Genomic DNA, 20,687 nt, shown 5'->3' with positions numbered 1-20,687 from the left:
ACGACGTCGGCGGCAACGAAAAAGGCCGCCTCGTGGGCGGCCTTTCACAATTCGCAGAATGCCGTGTTATTCGGCGTCTTTGGCGGCTTTCTTCTTCGGCGCGGCCTTTTTCTTGGGCTCTTCCGTATCGTCGGCCTGCTTGGCGTCGGCCTTCTTCGCGGCGGCTTTCTTCGCCGGCTTCGCCTTGGCCGTCTCGGTGTCCTCGTCGTCGGCCATCAACTCTTCCTTGCTGACCTTGACGTCGGTGATCGAGATCTGTCCGAGCAGATGGTCGACCACCTTCTCCTCGAATAGCGGCGCGCGCAGCGTGTTCAGCGCTTCGGGGTTGCTGCGGTAGAATTCGAAGGCTTCCTGCTGCTGGTTGGCCGGATAGCGGCGCACCTGCTCGAACAGGCCACGCTGCAATTCGTCGTCCGACACCGTCACGCCGGCCTTCTCGCCGATTTCGGCGAGAACCAGGCCGAGACGCACGCGGCGCTCGGCAAGCCGCATATATTCGGCGCGCGCCTCTTCTTCCGTCGTCTCCTCGTCGGCGAAGGTGCGGCCGGCGGCTTCCAGATCGCGGTTGACCTGGTTCCAGATGTTGTTGAACTCGGCCTCGACGAGCTTCGACGGTGCCTCAAACGAGTAGGCGGCATCGAGCTGGTCGAGCAGCTGGCGCTTGATCTTCTGGCGCGTCATCGAACCGAACTGGTTCTCGATCTGGCCGCGCACCACTTCACGCAGGCGCTCCAGCGACTCCAGGCCGAGATTCTTGGCCATTTCGTCGTTGATTTCCAACGCACCGGGCTTGGACACTTCCTTGACGGTGACGTCGAAGGTCGCTTCCTTGCCGGCCAGATGCGCCGCCTGGTAGTTTTCCGGGAACGTAACCGTGACCTGCGTCTCGTCACCGGCCTTGCTGCCGATGAGCTGATCCTCGAAGCCGGGAATGAATTCCTTGGAGCCGAGCACCAGCGGCTGGTCCGTGCCGGCGCCGCCGCTGAAGGCTTCGCCGTCGATCTTGCCGACATAGTCGATCGTCACGCGGTCGCCTTCGGCGGCCTTGCCGGCCTTCGGCTCATAGGTGCGCGCCGATTCGGCGACACGCTGGACCTGCTCGTCGATTTCCGAATCCGGCACGTCGAACACCTGACGCGTCACCTTGATGTCGGAGAAATCCTTGATCTCGATCTGCGGAATGATCTCGTAGTTCAGGCGGAACTCGAAGTCTGCGCCGCCGGCCAGGATCTTCTCGGCCTCCTTCTCGTCCTCGGTCATGATCACTTCGGGCTGCATGGCGGCCTTTTCGCCGCGCCCGGTAATGATCGAACGGGTCGAATCGTTGAGGATCTCGTTGACCACCTCGGCCATGAACGACTTGCCGTAGACCTTGCGCAGGTGCTGCACGGGCACCTTGCCGGGGCGGAAGCCGTTGATACGGACCTTGTTCCTGGCATCGGAAAGCCGCGCCATCAGCTTGGCTTCCATGTCACCGGCCGGCACGGTGATCTTGATCTCGCGCTTGAGACCGGAGTTGAGCGTTTCGGTGACCTGCATCATAGAACCTTTGTTTCCACCAATGAGGCAGCCAAACGGCTCCTGCCGTTTACAGCCTGCCGGTATTATCTTGCCGGGAATGGCTTTTGGTGCGGGACTTGGCGATCTGTCCGCCCAACGCGGCTCAAATCCTTCAGAAATACGCTCCAAAATGTGAATAAGTCTTTGTTTTTCCTACTTCTTATCACATTCGGCAGAAGCGGATCGTCGCATCCCGTCACATTCGACACGCCTTTTGTCACAGGCGCGGCTAATTTTCAACCATCTTCGCGTCTACAGCGCCGCGCGTCCTCTTGGACGCGCAAAGGACGCTGTAGCACCTGATTTTGGCGCCTAATCCTTTCCGAAAATCGATTTTCGATTTTCGGGATCATGCGCCGGCGAACGGCCCTTATTTTGACCGCGACATTGACAGAATGATGGCCCAGCGCAGCGATCCTGACGCAGAGAAGCCCGCCACGTTGCGAGTGGCGGGCCGGCCGCGAGCCCAGGAGAGTGTTGTCAAAGCCTCCATGGCGGATGCGACACCCCGTTTGCGCAACAGTCTCTCAGCGGCGTGCGATCAGCAAGCAAAGCTCGCGTAGGTCGCGATCGTACGTGCCGCCGCTCCCGAGCACGTCGACGCAGCGCTTCTTCATGCGAGTCAGTTGGCTGCTGGACAACTGCGAGACCACACTCGGCACGCTGGAAGTGCTCGGCGCCCCGGATGTTCCAAGAGTTCCCAGCGTTCCAGGAGTGCCCGGTGTACCCGGAAGGCTTGCAGCAGCAACGCCTGCACCGGCACCCGCGGCGACACCACCAGTGCCACCGCCATCGGCACCAAAGCCGACAGTTATACCCCTGGTGTCGCCGACACTTCCGCCTGCACCAGCAGGTATACCCCCGGTGCCGACCATATTGGCGCCGGCACCATCGGTAATGCCCTTGCTGCCGCCAATCGATGCACCGGCGCCGGCATTCACCCCGCTTCGGCCGCCGATCGAAGCGCCGACACCCGCGGTAATGCGTTTCTCGCCGCCTATCGCTGCACCGGCGCCGGCATTCACCCCGCCGCTACCGCCGATCGAAACGCCGACACCCGCGGTAATGCGTTTCTTGCCGCCTATCGCTGCACCGGCACCGGCATTCACCCCGTCGCTACCGCCGATCGATGTACCGGTTCCTGCATTCACCCCGTTGCTTCCGCCGATCGAGGCTCCGGCTCCCGCATTGATGCCGCCACTGCCGCCGATCGAGGCGCCAAGACCGGCGTTCACGCCGCCACTGCCGCCAACCGATGCGCCGGCGCCGACGCTAATGCCGCCTGCGCTGGAGGGTAAAGACAGAGATAAAATAAGTGCACCACCGGCCAAAGCTGTGGCGAAACGCTTAACGACATTTGCCATGACACTCTCCTTTGGTAGTTACCCCTGCAGCAGTTTCAAAGCCTGCTACTTTGGCGACAACGAACTCAGAGAGTTTTTGAATTTGCTAACCCGGAATTTGTTTACGATCGTGACTTACGGGTAGCAAAAAATTCCGACTCAATTTGAAATAATTGTGAATACATTCCCAGGCAGAAAGACCGACCGCCGATGAGTTCGTTCGCGCCGCCGTCGCCTACTTTGGACGGAAGATCCGCGCGGTGGCCGCCGATGGCATCATCTGATGCTCATCTTGGCCGACAGCTTTGCAAGAAACCCTGAATATGATCCGTCAGTTCGAGGCGATGCCGACGCGTGGCGCGGCGTGAAGTCCACGGTCCACCGACAGGGAATTGCCCAGGCGACTCGCATAGACGGCACGCGGCGGCCGAAAAACCTCGAAAATCTAAGTCTTGAACTAATGACACAGCTTGTGACATAGACGTGTTACGGTGACACAAAGCCAGCGGGTATGGCGGAATTGGTAGACGCACCAGATTTAGGTTCTGGCGTGAGAACGTGGGGGTTCGAGTCCCTCTACCCGCACCACTGCTCCCCTAGAAAAGTGGATTAAGGTTCCAGCGCCGAAAGCGTAGGGTTCGTGTCCCTTCATCGTACCAAGTTTTTCGCCAGAAGGCCTGGAAACGCCGCGTTCTCCCAGGTGCGACCTGTTCGGCAGAGCATCAATTGGCCCTTGCGAAAGCTGATCCTGCTCAAGATGACTGCCGGGAACCAGCCTCGGCAAAACACGTTGCTAAGTCATGGAACTTCACAAAAAGGATCCGTGCGATGGCGAAAGACCTATCTCGCGAGGAAGAGAAACGCGGCACCGGAAAGGTCTTCATGTGGGGCGCCGTGATCATCGCTGTGCTTTTTGTTGCCCTAATGGCCGTGTTCATCCTCGGCCCGTTCTGGTCTTAGCCGCCATTTGGGCATCGTGAAACTCCAGGCCGCTTACTCCTCAAAGACCTGGCGCGTGAACCACTCGGTCAAATTCGCAAGTTCAGGTCCCAGCACGCGATCGTCGCCGACCGGCGGCACGATGCTTCTGATATCCGCGACGAACGACTGAAGCGCCGGAGGCGCCACAAGCTCGGTTACGTGCAGCAACTGCGAGGCGATCACCGCCAGCATCGCCATCGCGGCATCGAGGCAGCGCCGGCGCGTGCTTCCTTCGTCCAGGCGAGGAAGACCGTGGTAGCGACATCGTCCTGGCCGGCGCCGGCCGATTCGGTTCCCGGGATGAAGGTGCGCTGCGCCAAGAGTTTCGCCTGCTCCAGGTAACCCGTGATCGCCATCGGCACATAGCCGACATTGCCGTGACCGTCGCTGTCGCTCCAGTCCCGCCCCGTCAAAAGCAGATCGGGCAGGAGCGACACCTTGCCGTTCAAAAGCTTCGAGGCGTGGCGGTCGCATAAGAGGCAGATATCGGCCCATATCGCTGCCAGATCATCCAGGGCGGGTGTTGCCATGGCATTGTGATAGCCGCCCGTGCTGATGCAGCGCCCGAGCGGGTGCCCGTCGTCAGGCGGGATGTAGACCGGGTTGTCCGATACCGAAGCGAGCGACACAGTAGCCGCCCGCTCTGCCGACGCCAGCGCGCGATGCGCGTGCCCCAGAATGCGAGGGACGATGCGATAGCTGACCGGCGCCTGGTAATTGCGGCGCCCGGTGCCGGCACTGGCAAGAAACTCCCTCAATCCCCGCAGGGCCGCTGCTTCGTGTTCATCGCCCCAAAGCGCGTCGAGCGCCGGATCGTAATGTTCGAGCGGCGCGCGAAACGCTTCGATCGAAAGCGCAAAGACCTTTTCGGCAAGGCGAACGCGACGGCGCGCCGCCAAGGCGGCATCGGCCACGAGTGCGGCAGCGCAGGGCGAGCCATTGATCAGGGATCCCCGTTCCTTGATTTCCAGGTCGAAGCGCGTCGAAAGCTCTGCAAAGAGCGGATAAAGAGCGAGGATTTCACCGGCGCCGCCCTGGCCGGAGGATGGCACCATGGGCATGGGTCCGCCGTCCAGCATCGCGGCGACGGCGAGCGCCATACGCGGTGTAGTCGCGGCATTTCCTTCGAGGAAATTCGTCAGACGGGCGAGCACGATCGCCCTCACCACGCGATCTGGCAAAGGCTCGCCGAATGATGTGGCGGCTGCGAACGCCTTGATGCGCGCATGGCGACCCCGCTCGCCAAGTTCGAGCCGCCTGCTCGCCAGTTCTCCCATGGCGGTGGTTACGCCATAGATGATCGGTACAGGGTCGGTTTCAATAAGACGCAGGAACGACGCGCGACACTCTGCGATGCGCTGCAAGGCCTTGCCACTGATTTGCACCGTGTCTTTCTTCCAGGCGACGCGGAAAACGGAGCTGAGATTTATGTCTTCTCGTGTCGTCAGGATAATTGTCATGTTTGATGCTGTCCGAGCGGCCACGCTTTCCCAATTCTAATCCGGGCCAATTCTAATAGAGTGGTTCCTCGAACAGCGTCTTGTCGCCGTCCATCAGCGCCTTGATCTGCGCGGCGCCATCGGCTGCGATTGCGACGCGGACGCCGAACGGCCGCACCCGCATATCGTCCTGGATCGCCATTCCCTCGCCTTCCGGCAGGTAGAAACGTTCAATGCCGTAATCCGGCGCGATGGTGGTGGCTGCGCTGAGATCCCACCCCGCGGACACATGCCCGACGATATCGGTTTCGTCGGATGCTGCCGGCGCCGGCGCGTGCCCGAACCAGGCCGCTGTCGCCTGCCAATAGCCGTCGGCGCCCTGCTTCAGCCTGACGACGATTGGCGTGTCGTCGCTCGTGAGCTTGCCGGCTGGAATGTTGGCGATCAGCTTCACCGGTATGCGCGAAATATCGTAGCCAAGGCGAATGAAGTCGCCGCGCAGCAGATCGCGCGGATCGATCGGTTCGACCCTAAGCAACACTTGCTTGCCGTCGCGCAGGATCGCCGCCCGACCAGCGATGATCCAGCTCAGGAAGCCGATCTGGACGAGCGCCAGCACCACCGCCGAAATGATCAGCCGTTTACCGGTCATCATGCCGCTCCTTCCACGCTCGGGGCCCTCATGCGCTTTTCCACGCGGAGGATGACAAAGGCAAGGATGCCGAGAAGCACAGCTGCCGCCAGGAAGAAGCCTGCCGTGTCGAGCATCGACTGCAACATCACCACATAGATGATGGCGAGTTCGAAGGCGAAGCCGGCATAGGCAACCCAGCGCAAGCCCCTGCTATCGCGTCCGCCCAGCACGATTGCCGCGACAATGCCGGCAAGCGCAACGGCCGAGGCAATGGCAAAGCCGCTGTTGTAGCTGCTTAAATCGGCTAATTCGAACTGGATCATCGCCAGGCCGGTGAGAAATCCGACCAGCGCGTGCAAGGGCAGCCGACCGCCCAGCTGCAGTATCCAGTCGACGGGCTCGGCAGCGAAGATCGCAGCCGAGAAAAGCCCCACCGACACGACGACGAGCGGCACAGCGACCTGCAGTGTTTCGTATTCCGTAAACAACAGCACGAGATAGAAGATGACCGACAGGATGATCAGGTGGCGCGCCGCCTGGCTGCGGCTCCAGAACGAAATGGCGAACAACACGCTCGCCATGACGACGAAAAGATGCGGAAATTCCGCGCGACTGAAATAATCGAAGCCCTTCAGGAACAGCCAGGCATCGGCAATGCCGACAGCAGCGACTGTCAACGGGTTCGAGCGCAGCGCAACCGCAGCCAAGGCCATGCCAGCGCCCCAGGTGATCAAGGCCGATGCCTCGTCGCCGGACAAATGATACATCTGGCCGATGAGCGCGATCGATCCGCCGAATGCCGCCGCGGCGACGATCCAGAGTGCCTCGCCCATTGCAGTATGGTCGCGTGTCTTCAGCACGGCGCCGCCGACATAGCCGGCGAAGATGATGGCGAAGAGCGCTGCCACCCGCGCCAGCCGCGGGATGGCCTGCCAATTGGCGGCGACGAAGATCAGGACGGCCGCACCAAAAAGCAGCGCCGCAATCATCGCCAGGATCGAGCCGAAGCTCAGTGATTTGCGCTCATTGGCCTCGACGTCGCGCGTCAGCGCGTCGGCCGTCGAGGCATCGATCAGGCCAACCTGCAGCCATCGTGCGATATCGGTCCTGACGCGTGACGAATAGCTCGCCATGCCTTTCTCCCCCCAACTTGGTCTTTTTTTCAGCCGATCCGGCCAAACCGTTGACGCTACGGCATTTTCCGATTCGGGTTAATCTGTGTCGAAGACGTGATCTGGCAGTGATGGTGCATTGCACAATTTGCATTGCTGCTATGCACCAATAGCGCTTTTAAATCGATATGACCCCACCTATCTTCAGGTCGTACACAAAGACGGAATGATCCGAAAGAAAGACGAAACGAGAAATACCATGAACCTGATCCGCAATTACCGCAACTGGCGCCGCTACCGGGACACCGTTTCCGAGCTGAGCCGCCTGAGCAACCGCGAACTGACCGACCTCGGCATCAGCCGCAGCGACATCCACTACGTCGCCCGCAAGGCGGTCTAATCCTCTTCGGACCGCAAATGGTCCGAACCAGTTTGACTTGAAAAGAGAACGACAATGAACCTGATCCGCAACTATCGTAACTGGCGCGTCTATCGCTCGACGGTTACCGAGCTGGGTCGCCTTTCGAACCGCCAGCTGCATGACCTCGGCATCGTCCGCGAAGAGATCAAGAGCATCGCCCGCAAGGCGATCTAGCCAAGGAATTTCGCCAGGGTTGACCTCCTCCCCAACCCTGACGAATACGGTCAGCCTTCACCTCCTCCCGAGGGTTTGACCACAAAAACGGCGCCCGCCGCACCTCCTCCCGCGGCGGGCGTTGTTTCCCCAAGGCGAAACAAACTTCGTCCCAGGGCGAAACGAATTTCGTCCCCAGGGGTTTCGCCCCCCTTCATCAGGCGAAAGGAATTTCGTCAAAGCCGACCTCCTCCCCGGCGATGACGAATACGGTCGATCTTCACCTCCTTCCGAGGATCGGCCAGCAAAACGACACCCGCCGGACCTCCTCCCCCGGCGGGTGTTGTTGTTTTCAGAGTCGAAGCAGTCCGAGAGCCGTTTTGGCGGGGGACTGTCATCAGTCCAGCGCACCGCTTTCCAGCACGCCCCGTTTCTTCCACTGGCTCAGCGGAAAAATGTCCGGTGCGCCGCCCATCGGCGCATACCAGGAATCCACCACCCATTCGGTGCCCCCGCGGTCGCTGATCACCGCCGTCCAATGGGGATAGCGCCCGTCGACAAACAGGCCCCGCGAGGCCTTGTCCTCGACCTTGTGAAACCTGAGCAATTTTCTCTCGGCAAGATAGACCAGCAGAGCATGCGTATTGGTCGATTCGTCGACACAATCCATCTGGCCCCTGATGCGCGATGCACCGAATTCCGACTGCGGCAGATCGCGAATGCCGATGGCCCGGAAAATGCGCTGCTCGAAATAGCGGACAGCCTTCGAAATAGCGGAGCGCTCGGCTTGGGGCGAACCCGCACCCGCACGCAGGATAGAGCGGAAACGCGCGCCGTCACCGGGGCCAAGCGCCAGCATCGTGCGATAGTTGCAACTATAGCCGTGGCATATGGGGATCCGCTTGGAAGCCGTCGCGGCCAGTTCGCCGGCGGCCGCTGATCCGCCCATGGCGATCACGACTGTCGAAAAGGTCGCTCTGGCAAAGTTCCCGAGACTCCCGTCCATTCTCCGACAGTAGACGATTGCAGCACTTGGCGCCAACAGTGCGACGAACTCATGCAATTGCAATCGCAGCTACAAGGGATTATTTCGGCGCTCATGAACAAGAATCCCATTCACGTCATCGGCGGCGGTCTCGCCGGCTCAGAAGCCGCTTGGCAGGCGGCCGAAGCCGGCGTTCCCGTTGTTCTGCATGAAATGCGTCCCGTCCGCGGCACCGATGCACACAAGACGGGTGGGCTGGCCGAGCTCGTCTGTTCCAATTCCTTCCGTTCCGACGATGCGCAAACCAACGCCGTCGGTCTGCTGCACGCCGAAATGCGGCTGGCCGGTTCGCTGATCATGAGCGCCGGCGATGCCAACCAGGTGCCCGCCGGTGGTGCGCTTGCCGTCGACCGCGACGGATTTTCCGAAGCGGTGACCAAAAAGCTCGAAGCGCACCCACTCATCACCATCCAGCGCGAGGAAGTGCCCGGCCTGCCGCCGGCGGACTGGGACCAGGCGATCATCGCCACCGGCCCGCTGACCGCGCCGTCGCTCGCCCAATCGATCGCGGAAGTGACCGGCGCCGATGCGCTCGCCTTCTTCGATGCCATCGCGCCGATCGTCCATTTCGACACGATCGACATGGACGTTTGCTGGTTCCAGTCACGTTACGACAAGGTCGGGCCTGGCGGCACCGGCAAGGACTACATCAACTGCCCGATGGATAAGGAGCAGTACCTTGCCTTCGTGCGGGCACTTGTCGACGGTCAGAAAACCGAATTCAAGCAATGGGAAGGCACGCCATATTTCGACGGCTGCCTGCCGGTCGAGATCATGGCCGAGCGCGGCGTCGAGACGCTGCGTCATGGGCCGATGAAGCCGATGGGGCTGACCAATGCGCACAATCCATCGGTGAAGGCCTATGCCGTCGTGCAACTTCGCCAGGACAATGCGCTGGGCACGCTCTACAACATGGTCGGCTTCCAGACCAAGCTGAAGCACGCCGAGCAGGTGCGCGTGTTCCGCACCATCCCGGGCCTCGAAAACGCCGAGTTCGCTCGCCTCGGCGGCCTGCACCGCAACACCTATATCAATTCGCCGACGCTGCTTGACCATTCGCTGCAGTTGAAATCGCGGCCCGGCCTGCGCTTCGCCGGCCAGATCACCGGCTGCGAAGGCTATGTCGAAAGTGCGGCCATCGGCCTGCTTGCCGGGCGCTTTGCCGCCGCCGAGCGGCTGGGCCGCGCGCCGGCGCTGCCGCCGATGACCACTGCCTTTGGCGCGCTGCTCAACCATATCACCGGCGGTCACATCGTTTCCGACGACGAGCCGGGAAAGCGCTCCTTCCAGCCGATGAACATCAATTTCGGCCTGTTTCCCCCTGTGGAAGCGCCGAAAGCCGAGGGAAAGCGCCTGCGCGGCAAGGATAAGACAGTCGCCAAGCGGCGTGCGCTGACGTCACGCGCGCTGGCCGACTGCCGCGAATGGCTGGGATTGCCTTCGCGGGCGGAAGCAGCGGAGTAGCAGTTACGGAGTTCGTGTCAGCCTTCAGATGCCCGGCCAGCCTCGCGTTGCGCGACGCAGGAGCAGCCAATGGCGGCGCCAGGCCGAGAGCTGCGCCTCGCCGTTCAGAGGTGAATGAGGAGAACCTTCCATCTTGCCGAGATAGGCGCTCGACAAGGCCAGCGGCAAAAATGCCGGTCGCAGCGAAACTGGCACGGCCGATGCACCCTTCTCGAAAGCAGACAAATGCTCCTGCGCTAGTGCAATCATCGCGGCGACAGCGCGTTGCGCTCCAGGCCCACCTTCGCCCGCAACGAACTCCTCGGGCGACGACCCTGCCGCAGCCAGAATGTCGGCCGGGACAAAGCATTGCCCACGCTTGCGATGCAGCGGCAGCAGCAGCAAAAGGCAGGTCATCGCTTGTGCACAACCTGCCCTGCCTGCAAGTTCGGCAAACCGTGGTGCCTCGACGGGATCAAGCACCATCGCTGCAAGCTGGATGAGCGCCGCTGCGGTCTCGCCGCAATAGCCTTCCAGGTCGGTCCGCGACGGCATAGGGTCGTCATAGAGATCGAAAATACGCGCTTCGAGCATGTTCTCGAAGGCAGATTTCGGCAGGCGGTGGGCGGAAATCGCGGCCGTCAACGTGTCCGCAACCGGATGGCCGGTGCCTGCCCCGGCGTCCTCGGCTGCGATGACATCCCGCCACCATTGCAGCCGCACCTCGCCCGGCAGCGCCTCGCGGATACGGTCACGAATGCCTGATATTTCGGCATTGAAGGCATAGAGCGAAAAAAGCGCGTCACGCTTGTCCTCGGGCGCATAGAGCGCGGAAACATAGCGGTCATGGTCGGCGGCTCGCACCGTTTCCATGACGATTTTGGCGTTTTCGCTCACGTCACTCGACGGCGATCAGTGCGGCAGCCACCGCACGGTTTTCCGCCAGAAGAACATTGTAGGTCCGCACGGCAGCACCGGTCGACATCGGATCGGCCGCAATGCCCACCGCCTTCAGCGCAGCACGCAGCGCCGCCGGCAACGGCCTGAGATCCTTGCCGGCGCCGACCAGCAGGATCTCGACCTTGTCAGCCTCGTTGAGCAGCTTGGCGAAATCCGCCGCCGTCAGTGCCAGGGGATCGGCCGGCTCCCAACCGTAGATGCCCGACGGCAGGCACAGGAGCGAGCCGCGATGCGACATGTCGGCGAAACGAAACCCACCATTGCCGTAGGCCTCGATCGGGGCACGGCCGGGGAAATGCGCTTCACGGATGACGATGCCTTTGGTCATCCCGTTGGCCGCCCGTCAGGTTGCCACGGCTTTGCCGCCGCTCACCGGCTTCTCCTCGTCGGCCGTCGCGGCCTGTGGCCGCAGCTTGAACAGGATGAGCAGCGGGGCGGCGATAAAGATCGACGAATAGGTTCCGAAGACGACGCCGAACAGCATTGCCAGCGTGAACGAGCGGATCACCTCGCCGCCGAACAGCACCAGCGCCAGCAGCGCTAGCATCGTCGTCACCGAGGTCAGCGTCGTTCTGGACAGCGTCTCGTTGATGGCGTTATTCAACAACTGCGGCAGCGGCATCCTCTTGTATTTTCGCAAGTCTTCGCGGACACGGTCATAGACGACGATCGTGTCATTGAGCGAATAGCCGATGATGGTGAGTATCGCCGCAAGCGACGACTGGTTGAATTCGAGACCGGTGATGACGAAGAAGCCGATCGTCATGACCACATCGTGGACTGTGGCGATGATGGCGCCGACCGCGAACTGCCATTCGAAGCGGAACCAGACATAGATCAGGATTCCGAGCAGGGCGATCAGCATGGCGATGGTGCCTTGCTTAGCGAGCTCGCCGGAAACCGTTGGTCCCACCACCTCGACGCGGCGGAAGTCGTAATGGTCCTGCAACTCGCCGCGCACCTTGTCGATGACGGTCTGTTCGGCGTTCTCGCCGCCCTCCTGCGTGCCGACGCGAATCAAGACGTCGTTCGGGTCGCCGAACTGCTGGACCTGCACTTCGCCGATGTTGAGTTCCGAAAGCCTGCTGCGGATGTCGGCAATATCGGCGGTGCCATCCTTGGCCTGGACCTCGATCAGCGAACCGCCCTTGAAGTCGATGCCATAATTGATGTCGACAGTCATGAACAGCACGACCGCCAGGATCGACAGCACGCTGGACAGCGCGAATGTCCAGCGGCGGATGCCCATGAACGGAATTCTAGTGCCCGGCGGGACGAAGGTCACCGGCGCGCGCGGTAACTCCTTCGGGCGGGCGCGGCGAAGCCAGATCGACACCAGCAGCCGGGTGAAAGTGAACGCGGTGAAGACGGTGGTCAGAATGCCGATGGCGAAGGTTACGGCAAAGCCCTTCACCGGTCCGGTCCCGAGCCAGAACAGCACCACAGTCGCGATCAGCGAGGTGACGTTCGAATCGACGATGGTCGCCAGCGCTTTCGAAAAGCCCGTATCGATCGCCTGGATCACCGAGCGACCGTTTCGCCGCTCCTCGCGAATGCGCTCGTAGATGAGAACGTTTGAATCGACCGCCATGCCGATGGTCAGCACGATACCGGCGATGCCCGGCAATGTCAGTGTCGCGCCGAGCAACGACAACAACGCGATGATCATTGCCACATGCACCGCCAGCGCGATGTTGGCAATGAAGCCGAGGAAGCCATAGGCCACGAACATGAATACGACGACGAGGATCGAGCCGATCACGCCGGCGACCTTGCCGGCGTGAATGGAATCCTCGCCGAGCCCAGGGCCTACCGTCCGCTCTTCGATCACCGTCAGCGTCGCCGGCAGCGCGCCGGCACGCAACAGCACGGCGAGGTCGTTGGCGCTCTCGGCGGTGAAGTTGCCAGAGATCTGGCCGCTGCCGCCAAGGATCGGTTCGCGGATCTGCGGCGCCGAAATCACCTGATTGTCGAGGATGATTGCAAACAGCTTGCCGACATTCTGCGAGGTGGCCTGGCCGAAACGCGCCGCTCCCTTGGAATCGAAGGTGAACGAAACCACCGGCTCGTTGGTCTGGGAATTGTACGTCGCCTGCGCATCGACGAGATTTTCGCCCGAAACGATGACACGGTTCTCGATCAGATACGGAACCGGCGGATCATCCTGCGAATACAGAACCGAGGATCCCGCCGGCGGACGGCCGTTGAGCGCGTCCTGCACCGGCATGGACTGGTCGACCATCTGGAAGGTCAGCTTGGCGGTCTGGCCAAGAATGTCCTTCAGCCTTTGCGGATCCTGCAGGCCCGGCACCTGGACCAGGATGCGGTCGTCGCCTTGGCGTTGCACGATCGGCTCGGTAGTGCCGAGTTCGTTGACGCGGCGCTCGACGACCTCGAGCGACTGCGCCAGCGCCGTTGACGTCCGGTATTTGATGCCGGCATCGGTGACGGTGAATTTGAGCAGGCCGGGCTCGGAATCATCCAGCGACATCTCCTGGACGGAGCCGCCGCTGAACAGGCCGGCGGCCACCGGATCGGTCAATGTCTTCAGCGCCGTCTTGGCGGCATCGACCTGACCGGGATCGGTGATGCGGACCTGCACGGTCCGGCCTGATCCGGCAAGACCGGTGTAGCCGATCTTGGCGTCGCGCAGCAGTGTCCTGATTTGGTCGCGCGTCGTCTCCAGCCGATCCTTGGTCAGATCGTTCGGATCCATCCTGAGCAGGATATGCGAGCCGCCCTGCAGATCGAGGCCAAGCGTCATCTGGCGCTTCGGCACCCAGTTAGGAAGCTGGGCCAGCGTGCTGGCAGAGAAAAGATTGGGCGCGGCGAGGATCACTGTGGCGGCCACGGCCAGCCAGATCAGGATCATCTTGAAGCGCGAGAAATAAAGCATATGGCTTCGTCCGTCAGGGCATTCTGGCGGATCGTTCCGCCTGGAATCGGGTTATTTCTTGGCGTTCTGGTTCGCCAGCGGCTCGCCGTTGGTCCGCACCTGCAATTATAGAGCACGGGTCAGTCACTTTGGTGCTGCCATCGGGCTTTCTTCAGCAGTGACCTGATTTCATCGCGTGTCGTCTTCAGCCTGCCCTTGATCAAATCGTCCAGATCCAAGCTGAGCAGGATGTGCGAACCGCCCTGTTGATCAAGGCCGATTGCCCTTTCGAGTTTCGGCATCCAGTCGGGCTGCTGCTTGGCGAGCGGACTGGCGGCGAAAAGACTGGGCGCACCAAGAACCCCTGCGATCGCCACGGTTACCCAGATCAGAGTCATCTTGAAGCGCGAGAAATACAGCAAATGGCGTCGTCCGTCAGGGGGCGTATCCGCGGATCGCTCCGCCAGAAATTTCGGTTATTTCTTGGCGTTCTGGTTCGCCACCGGCTCGCCCTTGACGCGCACATCGGCGATCGTCGAGCGCAGCGCCGTTACCTTGGTGCCGCCGCCGAGATCGATCTCGAGCTCGTTGTCGTCGATCACCTTGGTCACCTTGCCGACGAAACCGCCGCCAGTGATGACCGTGTCGCCGCGACGAACCGCCGCCAGCATCTCGCCGCGCTTCTTCAACTGTGTGCGCTGCGGCCGGATGATCAGAAAATACATGATCACGAAAATCAGAACAAACGGCAAAATGCTGATGAACATATCCGGGGAGGTGCCGACGCCTTGGGCATATGCCGGTGTCACGAACATCTAAGTACTCCTGAATTTTGAAAAACAGCCGCCAAACCGTCCTAGGGAAATTTGGCGGCCCCGTGAAATTTGGCCGGAATATAGTCGGTAAAGTTACCAATGCAACTGCGGCCAGGCATTTCAGCTGCTTTTCCGGCTGGTTGAGCCGTGTTAGAGCATGATCCCAAAAAATGGAGCGCGGTTTCGGAAAAGATCATGCTCTAACAAAAGGTTGGAGCCGGTTCCGAAACCGCCGGAATCAGATAGGTTCCGTTGTCACACTCCTGAATGCAAAAAACAAAAAGACAAGAATGAGCGACAGCACCATTGAAGCCCTGAACAAGAAGCTAGACCGTCTGATCGAGGCGGTCGCCCGCCTCGCCCCGCCGCCGGTGCCGGAAACCGACCTCGGCGAGGCCGATTGCTTCGTCTGGCAGGCTGATCCCGGCTATCTGGAGCCGGTGGTCAAGGTCAACCGCGTCGACATCGGCCTGATCCGCGGCGTCGACCGCGTCCGCGACATACTGGTCGACAACACCGAGCGCTTCGCCTCCGGTTACGCTGCCAACAACGTGCTGTTGTGGGGCGCACGCGGCATGGGCAAGTCCTCGCTGGTCAAGGCCGTGCATGCGGCGGTCAATGCCTCGGCAAAGCTGGACCTGCCGCTCAAGCTCATCGAGATCCATCGCGAGGACATCGACACGCTGCCGAAGCTGATGAATTTGCTAAAGGCAGCACCTTACCGATTCATCCTGTTTTGCGACGATCTCTCCTTCGACCACGACGACACGTCCTATAAGTCGCTGAAGGCGGCGCTGGAAGGCGGCGTTGAGGGCCGCCCGGCCAATGTTATCTTCTACGCCACTTCAAACCGGCGGCACCTACTGCCGCGCGACATGATCGACAATGAGCGCTCGACTGCCATCAACCCGTCAGAGGCGGTCGAGGAAAAAGTCTCGCTGTCCGACCGTTTCGGCCTCTGGCTCGGCTTCCACAAATGCTCGCAAGACGAGTATCTCGACATGGTCGACGGCTATGTCCGCCACCACGGCCTTGCCATCGATCCCGAGACGCTGCGCGCCGAGGCGCTGGAATGGGCGACGACGCGCGGCAGCCGTTCGGGCCGCGTTGCCTGGCAATTCACCCAGGATCTGGCAGGCCGGCTCGGCAAATCGCTCAAAGATTAGGGACGAAGACTGAAAAAGCCCGCCCCTTGCGGAGCGGGCTGAGCCGGCGGGCCGGACTGGAGGTCAGGCGGCGCGCAGTTGCTTTTCTTGTTCTATTCGAGATAGGTCGACGGATCGACTTTTCTTTTATAGGTCGAAGGATCGACTTTCTTTTATTCAAGATAGGTTGAAGGATCGACCGGCGCCGAATTCTTGCGCACTTCGAAATGCAGTTTCGGCGAGTCGGTGGTACCGCTCATGCCGGACTGCGCGATTTCCTGGCCGCGCTTAACCTTCTGGCCGCGCTGGACCTCGATCGAGCGGGTGTGGCCATAGACAGTGACCAACCCGTTCTCGTGGCGCACCAGCACCGTATTGCCGAATTCCTTGAGGCCATCGCCGGCGTAAATGACGACACCGTTCTCGGCCGCCTTGACCGGGGTTCCTTCCGGCACCGCGATGTCGACACCATCCTTGCCGCCGCCAAAGCTGGAGATCACGCGGCCGCGTACCGGCCAGCGCATCTTGCCGATACCGGTGGCGTTTGGCGCCACCGCGTCGTCGTCCTCGGCCTGCTGGATGACCTTGGCATCCTTCCTCGGCGGCGTGTAGGCGGCCAGCGTCTCCGACGGCGTGGTCTTTGCCGCAGGCGGGGTGGTGGCAGTCGTTACCGGATCGACCTTTGCCGGCTTGGCACCGGCAACCGTCGCGGTTCCGCCGGCCGGCACCTTCAGGGTCTGGCCGATCTTGAGCAGACCGTCTTGCATGCCGTTCGCCTGCTTCAACGCAACCACGCCGACGCCGGTCTTCCTGGCGATCGCCGACAGCGTATCGCCCTGCTGGACCGTGTAGGTGCCGCCGGCACCAGTCGTCTTGGGGGCGGCTTTTCCGTCCTTCGGCTGGCTTGCTGCGGGCGATGCATCCACCTGCGCGGCGGACTTGCCCTCCCTAGGCTTCGGCTGCTGCGGCAGCACGGCCACCATCTCCGGCGCCTTGGCCGGCAAATCGTGCTTGGTGTCGTTCGCAGGCTTGGCGTCCGCAAGCTTCGGCGCCGGTTTCTTGCCCGAATAGGCATAGGCCGGGATGACGAGCTTTTGGCCGGTCTTCAGCCCGTTGGTCGCGCTTAGCCCATTGACCTTCATGAGGGCATCGGCGGGTACGCCGTAGCGCCGCGACAGGCCGGAAATCGTCTCGCCGCTCTTGACGACGATCTCGGTAGCACGCGGGGCGCCGCCTGCCGTCGCCGTGCGCGGAGCATCAGACTGTGCGTCCTTGAACGGCTTTGCCGCCGTCCCCGTTGCGATCCGGTCGACCTGGGGGGCGGCTGGCGCCGAAGCGGTGCGCGCCGGACTGGCGGCGGGCGCCGGCTGCGACTGGCTGACCGGCGGCAATTGCTGCGTCGTAACCGGCTCGAGGCTTGAGCGGCTGACCGACTGGGTATGGCTGCCGTCGAGCGGCGCGGCCGACACCGGCGCATCGCCAGGATAAGGCTGTGCGGCGTCCTGCTTGTCGATGATGGCGCGCTGGTTGTTGGTCGAGGAGGTAAAGACGTCATCGACGCTGTTGAACCGCGAGACCTGGGAACTGCATCCCGCCGCGGTGCCCGCAACCATGAGGACAGCGAAACCACGCGCCAGGTTGCGTCCGTTTGCCTTCAAAATACTGAATTGCATCGCTTTTACCCGCAGATACCCGGTACAGACTGACCGCGATTAAAGCGCGTTAATGTTACCGGTCGGTTAAACCTCTAGAATCAGACGCAAATTTTGTTAAAATATTTAAGGCTGGACCTGTCGGCCTGAGGTTCAGGTAGGGCCCAGTCGCGGACGGGCGCGAAGCGACCAGACCGGTCGGTTGCGGCCATCACCTGAAATATCGACAGATCCCTAGATGACCGCGGCTACGCCGCGCAGGATCGGCTGCAGGCGGACGAGGCCGATGTCCTCGCGTTCGAAGCGGCTGCCGACCTTCGTCAGTTTGGCCAGCACCTGCTCGCCCTCCTCGGGTCCGATCGGGGCGATGACGATGCCGCCGCTCGACAATTGGTCGAGCAGGAAGCGCGGCAGGCTGTCGAAGGCCGCCCACGCGACGATACGGTCGAACGGCGCTTCATTTGCCAGCCCGTTGGAGCCGTCCGCCTGACGCACGATGACACTGCCGATGCCGAGTGCCTCGAAGCGCTGTTTGGCTTGCTCAACCAGCGTCTTGTAGCGGTCGATGGTGACGACCCGCGCGGCAAGCCGCGACATCACAGCCGCCGTGTAGCCCGACCCGGTGCCGATCTCGAGCACGCGGTTGCCCGGCTCGATGGCAAGCGCTGCGATCACTGCGGCTTGCAGATCGGCGCCCTCGATCGCCTCGCCGCATTCGATCGGCAGCATACGCTCCGACCAGGCGATCGGATGGAACTGCGCGGAAAGGAAGCCGCGCCGCGGCGTCGCCTCGAAGGCGGCGATCAGTGCCTTCGGCACCACGCCCTTGCCACGCAGGCGGAGCAGGAAAGCGGCGAAGCCTTCGCGGTCGTCGAGCGTCGGACCGTGGTTCAGGTTCATGCGAGCGCCTTGGTCAGTTGATCGCGGATTTCATGAGCGGTGAGATCGAGCTGCAGCGGCGTTACTGACACCAGCCGGTTGCGCATGGCATAGAGGTCGGTGCCTTGCTTGCCCTCGACCGGCTCGCGGCCGAAGCGCAGCCAATAATAGGGAAGTCCGCGGCCATCGCGGCGCTCGTCGACCCACAGGCTGTGGACGAGCTTGCCTTGCGAGGTGACCACCGTGCCGGCGATCTCTTCTGGCGCGCAATTGGGAAAATTGACGTTGAGCAGTACGCCGTCCGGCAGCGGCATGGCGACAAGTTTCCTGAGCAGCGCCGGCGCCAGCGCCTCGGTGGTCTCGTAAGGCACGACGCGATCCTCGCCGACATAGGAATAGGCCTGGCTGAGCGCGATCGAACGCACGCCGAGCAGCGCGCCTTCCATGGCCCCGGCGACGGTGCCCGAATAAGTGACGTCGTCGGCGATGTTGGCGCCGGAATTGACGCCGGACAGGATCAGGTCGGGTGCTGCCGGCAGGATCTTCTTCACGCCCATGATGACGCAGTCGGTGGGCGTGCCGCGCACGGCAAAGTGTTTTTCGCCGATCTTGCGCAGGCGCAGCGGCTCCGAGATTGACAGCGAATGCGCGTAGCCGGACTGGTCCTGCTCCGGCGCCACCACCCAGACGTCGTCCGACAGCGTGCGGGCGATGCGTTCGAGCGATGCAAGGCCCTCGGCATGGATGCCGTCATCATTGGTCAGGAGGATGCGCATTATTTCGATTCGATCTTTTCCAGACCGCCCATGTAGGGCCGAAGCGCTTCAGGAATGGTTACGCTGCCATCCTCATTCTGGTAGTTTTCGATGACAGCAATGAGAGCGCGGCCGACGGCGGTGCCGGAGCCGTTCAGCGTGTGGACGAAGCGGTTGCCCTTGCCGTCCTTGTCCTTGTAGCGGGCGTCCATGCGCCGCGCCTGGAAATCGCCGCAGACCGAGCAGGACGAAATCTCGCGATAGGCGTTCTGGCCCGGCAGCCAGACCTCGATGTCGTATGTCTTGCGCGCGCCAAAACCCATGTCGCCGGTGCACAGCGTCATGGTGCGGAACGGCAGGCCGAGACGCTTCAGCACCTCCTCGGCGCATTCAGTCATCCGCTCGTGCTCGGCCAGCGACGATTCCTGATCGGTGATCGAGACCAGCTCGACCTTGTAGAACTGATGCTGGCGCAGCATGCCGCGCGTGTCGCGCCCGGCCGAGCCCGCTTCCGACCGGAAGCACGGCGTCAGCGCCGTATAGCGCAGCGGCAGCTTTTCGTGCGCCGTGATCTCCTCGCGCACGAGGTTGGTGAGCGGCACTTCGGCGGTCGGGATGAGGCCAAGCCTGCCATCTCCATGCGGGGCGAAGAAGAGATCCTCCTCGAATTTCGGCAGCTGCCCCGTCCCGAAAAGAACCTCGGCTTTCACCATCAGAGGCGGCTGAATCTCCTCATAGCCATGCTCGGTTGTGTGCAGGTCCAACATGAACTGGCCAAGTGCGCGCTCCATCCGCGCCAACCCGCTCTTCAGCACCGTGAAGCGCGAGCCCGACAGCTTCGCCGCCCGCTCGAAATCCATCATGCCGAGCGCTTCGCCGATCTCGAAATGCTCCTTCACCCAGTTCGGTCGCGTCGGCACCTTGCCGACGATGCGCTTTACGACATTGTCGTGCTCGTCCTTGCCGACCGGCACATCGTCGAGCGGCACGTTGGGCAGCACGGCCAAGGCGTCGTTCAGCGCCTTGTCGAGTTCGCGTTCGCGCGCTTCGCCATTTTGGATAAAGGTCTTGATCTCGCCGACCTCGACCTTCAACCTTTCGGCAAGTGCGGCATCGCCCGAACGCATGGCATTGCCGATCTCCTTCGACGCAGCGTTACGGCGCTCCTGCCTAGTCTGCAGCTCGGTCAGGTGTTCGCGCCGCGCCTCGTCCCTGGCGATCAGATCATCGACCGTGGACTGCGCATCCTGAGCCGACCACGAGCGCTTCTTGAGCGCTTCGACAAGGGCCTTCGGGTTGTCGCGAATCCATTTGATGTCGAGCATGGTTGTTCGTCCTCGGCGGGCATGTCGCCCAAAAGTGCGCAGCGGTTTTGGGACAACGACATGCCCAAAATAAAGACCTAAAACGCATCGCATTTTAGGCCAGAGGGCGTAAACCGCATCCTTGATCGATGCAAGATGTGAAGGCCGAGT

21 protein-coding genes and 1 tRNA gene are annotated in these 20,687 nt (G+C 61.9%); 6 read left to right on the top strand and 16 right to left on the bottom strand.

Features of this window, described 5'->3' with window-relative positions; genetic code table 11:
• Positions 1-66: 66 nt before the first annotated feature.
• On the bottom strand, positions 67-1,539 hold the full coding sequence (gene tig / locus ACWTU7_RS27010) for a trigger factor (RefSeq protein ID WP_455840925.1): 1,473 nt from the start codon (positions 1,537-1,539) through the stop codon (positions 67-69).
• Positions 1,540-2,087: 548 nt separating this feature from the next.
• Positions 2,088-2,924 (bottom strand): hypothetical protein, encoded by an 837-nt coding sequence (locus ACWTU7_RS27005; protein WP_455840908.1) that lies wholly within the window; start codon positions 2,922-2,924, stop codon positions 2,088-2,090.
• Positions 2,925-3,408: 484 nt separating this feature from the next.
• On the opposite strand from ACWTU7_RS27005, the gene ACWTU7_RS27000 reads away from it, so the two are divergent.
• A tRNA-Leu gene (locus ACWTU7_RS27000) sits at positions 3,409-3,491 on the top strand.
• A 240-nt stretch (positions 3,492-3,731) separates the two neighbouring features.
• Positions 3,732-3,863: a hypothetical protein gene (locus ACWTU7_RS26995; protein ID WP_280950420.1), complete on the top strand. Its 132-nt coding sequence runs from the start codon at positions 3,732-3,734 to the stop codon at positions 3,861-3,863.
• 33 nt (positions 3,864-3,896) lie between these two features.
• On the opposite strand, the gene ACWTU7_RS26990 is transcribed toward ACWTU7_RS26995, so the two are convergent.
• From ACWTU7_RS26990 to ACWTU7_RS26975, 4 genes are read right to left on the bottom strand one after another with little or no spacing between them, the layout of a single operon-like run.
• Complete coding sequence (locus tag ACWTU7_RS26990; RefSeq protein ID WP_455840907.1) at positions 3,897-4,082, bottom strand: hypothetical protein; 186 nt, start codon at positions 4,080-4,082, stop codon at positions 3,897-3,899.
• Positions 4,064-5,344 carry an aromatic amino acid lyase gene (locus tag ACWTU7_RS26985; protein ID WP_455840906.1) on the bottom strand — a complete coding sequence of 427 codons (1,281 nt, stop codon included), beginning with the start codon at positions 5,342-5,344 and terminating at the stop codon, positions 4,064-4,066. Before ACWTU7_RS26985 ends, ACWTU7_RS26990 begins: the two co-directional genes overlap by 19 nt.
• A gap of 52 nt (positions 5,345-5,396) precedes the next feature.
• Positions 5,397-5,978, bottom strand: a complete 582-nt coding sequence (locus ACWTU7_RS26980; RefSeq protein WP_455840905.1) for a GDYXXLXY domain-containing protein — start codon at positions 5,976-5,978, stop codon at positions 5,397-5,399.
• Entirely contained in the window at positions 5,975-7,090 is a 1,116-nt protein-coding gene (locus ACWTU7_RS26975; RefSeq protein ID WP_455840904.1) for a DUF2157 domain-containing protein, read from the bottom strand. Before ACWTU7_RS26975 ends, ACWTU7_RS26980 begins: the two co-directional genes overlap by 4 nt.
• Before the next feature lie 238 nt (positions 7,091-7,328).
• Between ACWTU7_RS26975 and ACWTU7_RS26970 the strand changes: the two genes are divergently transcribed.
• Together ACWTU7_RS26970 and ACWTU7_RS26965 are read left to right on the top strand one after the other, a co-directional pair.
• Positions 7,329-7,469, top strand: a complete 141-nt coding sequence (locus ACWTU7_RS26970) for a DUF1127 domain-containing protein (RefSeq protein ID WP_006335194.1) — start codon at positions 7,329-7,331, stop codon at positions 7,467-7,469.
• A 54-nt stretch (positions 7,470-7,523) separates the two neighbouring features.
• Positions 7,524-7,664 carry a DUF1127 domain-containing protein gene (locus tag ACWTU7_RS26965; protein ID WP_023802557.1) on the top strand — a complete coding sequence of 47 codons (141 nt, stop codon included), beginning with the start codon at positions 7,524-7,526 and terminating at the stop codon, positions 7,662-7,664.
• 376 nt (positions 7,665-8,040) lie between these two features.
• Here the strand turns inward: ACWTU7_RS26965 and ACWTU7_RS26960 are convergent, their stop codons facing one another.
• Positions 8,041-8,592, bottom strand: coding sequence for a hypothetical protein (locus ACWTU7_RS26960; RefSeq protein ID WP_287093856.1), 552 nt, complete (start codon positions 8,590-8,592; stop codon positions 8,041-8,043).
• Positions 8,593-8,742: 150 nt separating this feature from the next.
• Here ACWTU7_RS26960 and trmFO point away from each other — a divergent pair, with 150 nt between their 5' ends.
• Positions 8,743-10,152 (top strand): methylenetetrahydrofolate--tRNA-(uracil(54)-C(5))-methyltransferase (FADH(2)-oxidizing) TrmFO, encoded by a 1,410-nt coding sequence (gene trmFO / locus ACWTU7_RS26955; protein ID WP_455840903.1) that lies wholly within the window; start codon positions 8,743-8,745, stop codon positions 10,150-10,152.
• A gap of 24 nt (positions 10,153-10,176) precedes the next feature.
• Here trmFO and ACWTU7_RS26950 read toward each other — a convergent pair whose 3' ends face one another.
• From ACWTU7_RS26950 to yajC, 5 genes are all read right to left on the bottom strand, one after another.
• Positions 10,177-11,028: a phytoene/squalene synthase family protein gene (locus tag ACWTU7_RS26950; RefSeq protein WP_455840902.1), complete on the bottom strand. Its 852-nt coding sequence runs from the start codon at positions 11,026-11,028 to the stop codon at positions 10,177-10,179.
• A 1-nt stretch (position 11,029) separates the two neighbouring features.
• Positions 11,030-11,419 carry an Mth938-like domain-containing protein gene (locus ACWTU7_RS26945; RefSeq protein WP_455840901.1) on the bottom strand — a complete coding sequence of 130 codons (390 nt, stop codon included), beginning with the start codon at positions 11,417-11,419 and terminating at the stop codon, positions 11,030-11,032.
• A gap of 15 nt (positions 11,420-11,434) precedes the next feature.
• The gene (secDF, locus tag ACWTU7_RS26940; protein ID WP_455840900.1) at positions 11,435-13,987 is read right to left on the bottom strand and encodes a protein translocase subunit SecDF; all 2,553 of its coding nucleotides are present in this window, start codon (positions 13,985-13,987) and stop codon (positions 11,435-11,437) included.
• A gap of 119 nt (positions 13,988-14,106) precedes the next feature.
• Positions 14,107-14,388, bottom strand: a complete 282-nt coding sequence (locus ACWTU7_RS26935; protein WP_455840899.1) for a hypothetical protein — start codon at positions 14,386-14,388, stop codon at positions 14,107-14,109.
• Between the two features lie 54 nt (positions 14,389-14,442).
• Entirely contained in the window at positions 14,443-14,781 is a 339-nt protein-coding gene (gene yajC / locus ACWTU7_RS26930; RefSeq protein ID WP_065007771.1) for a preprotein translocase subunit YajC, read from the bottom strand.
• 290 nt (positions 14,782-15,071) lie between these two features.
• Here yajC and ACWTU7_RS26925 point away from each other — a divergent pair, with 290 nt between their 5' ends.
• Complete coding sequence (locus tag ACWTU7_RS26925) at positions 15,072-15,947, top strand: ATP-binding protein (RefSeq protein WP_455840898.1); 876 nt, start codon at positions 15,072-15,074, stop codon at positions 15,945-15,947.
• Between the two features lie 152 nt (positions 15,948-16,099).
• On the opposite strand, the gene ACWTU7_RS26920 is transcribed toward ACWTU7_RS26925, so the two are convergent.
• The 4 genes from ACWTU7_RS26920 to serS all read right to left on the bottom strand — a co-directional run bounded on the left by ACWTU7_RS26920 (position 16,100) and on the right by serS (position 20,537).
• Positions 16,100-17,599 carry a peptidoglycan DD-metalloendopeptidase family protein gene (locus ACWTU7_RS26920; protein ID WP_455840897.1) on the bottom strand — a complete coding sequence of 500 codons (1,500 nt, stop codon included), beginning with the start codon at positions 17,597-17,599 and terminating at the stop codon, positions 16,100-16,102.
• Positions 17,600-17,812: 213 nt separating this feature from the next.
• Positions 17,813-18,478 carry a protein-L-isoaspartate(D-aspartate) O-methyltransferase gene (locus ACWTU7_RS26915; RefSeq protein ID WP_206523311.1) on the bottom strand — a complete coding sequence of 222 codons (666 nt, stop codon included), beginning with the start codon at positions 18,476-18,478 and terminating at the stop codon, positions 17,813-17,815.
• Entirely contained in the window at positions 18,475-19,233 is a 759-nt protein-coding gene (gene surE, locus ACWTU7_RS26910) for a 5'/3'-nucleotidase SurE (protein ID WP_065007768.1), read from the bottom strand. Before surE ends, ACWTU7_RS26915 begins: the two co-directional genes overlap by 4 nt.
• Entirely contained in the window at positions 19,233-20,537 is a 1,305-nt protein-coding gene (gene serS / locus ACWTU7_RS26905; RefSeq protein ID WP_455840896.1) for a serine--tRNA ligase, read from the bottom strand. Before serS ends, surE begins: the two co-directional genes overlap by 1 nt.
• Positions 20,538-20,687: the final 150 nt, after the last annotated feature.

This window comes from Mesorhizobium sp. BHscii, assembly GCF_053848065.1.
Note: the sequence above shows the minus strand (reverse complement) of the source record. Positions and strands in the feature narration are given on the sequence as shown.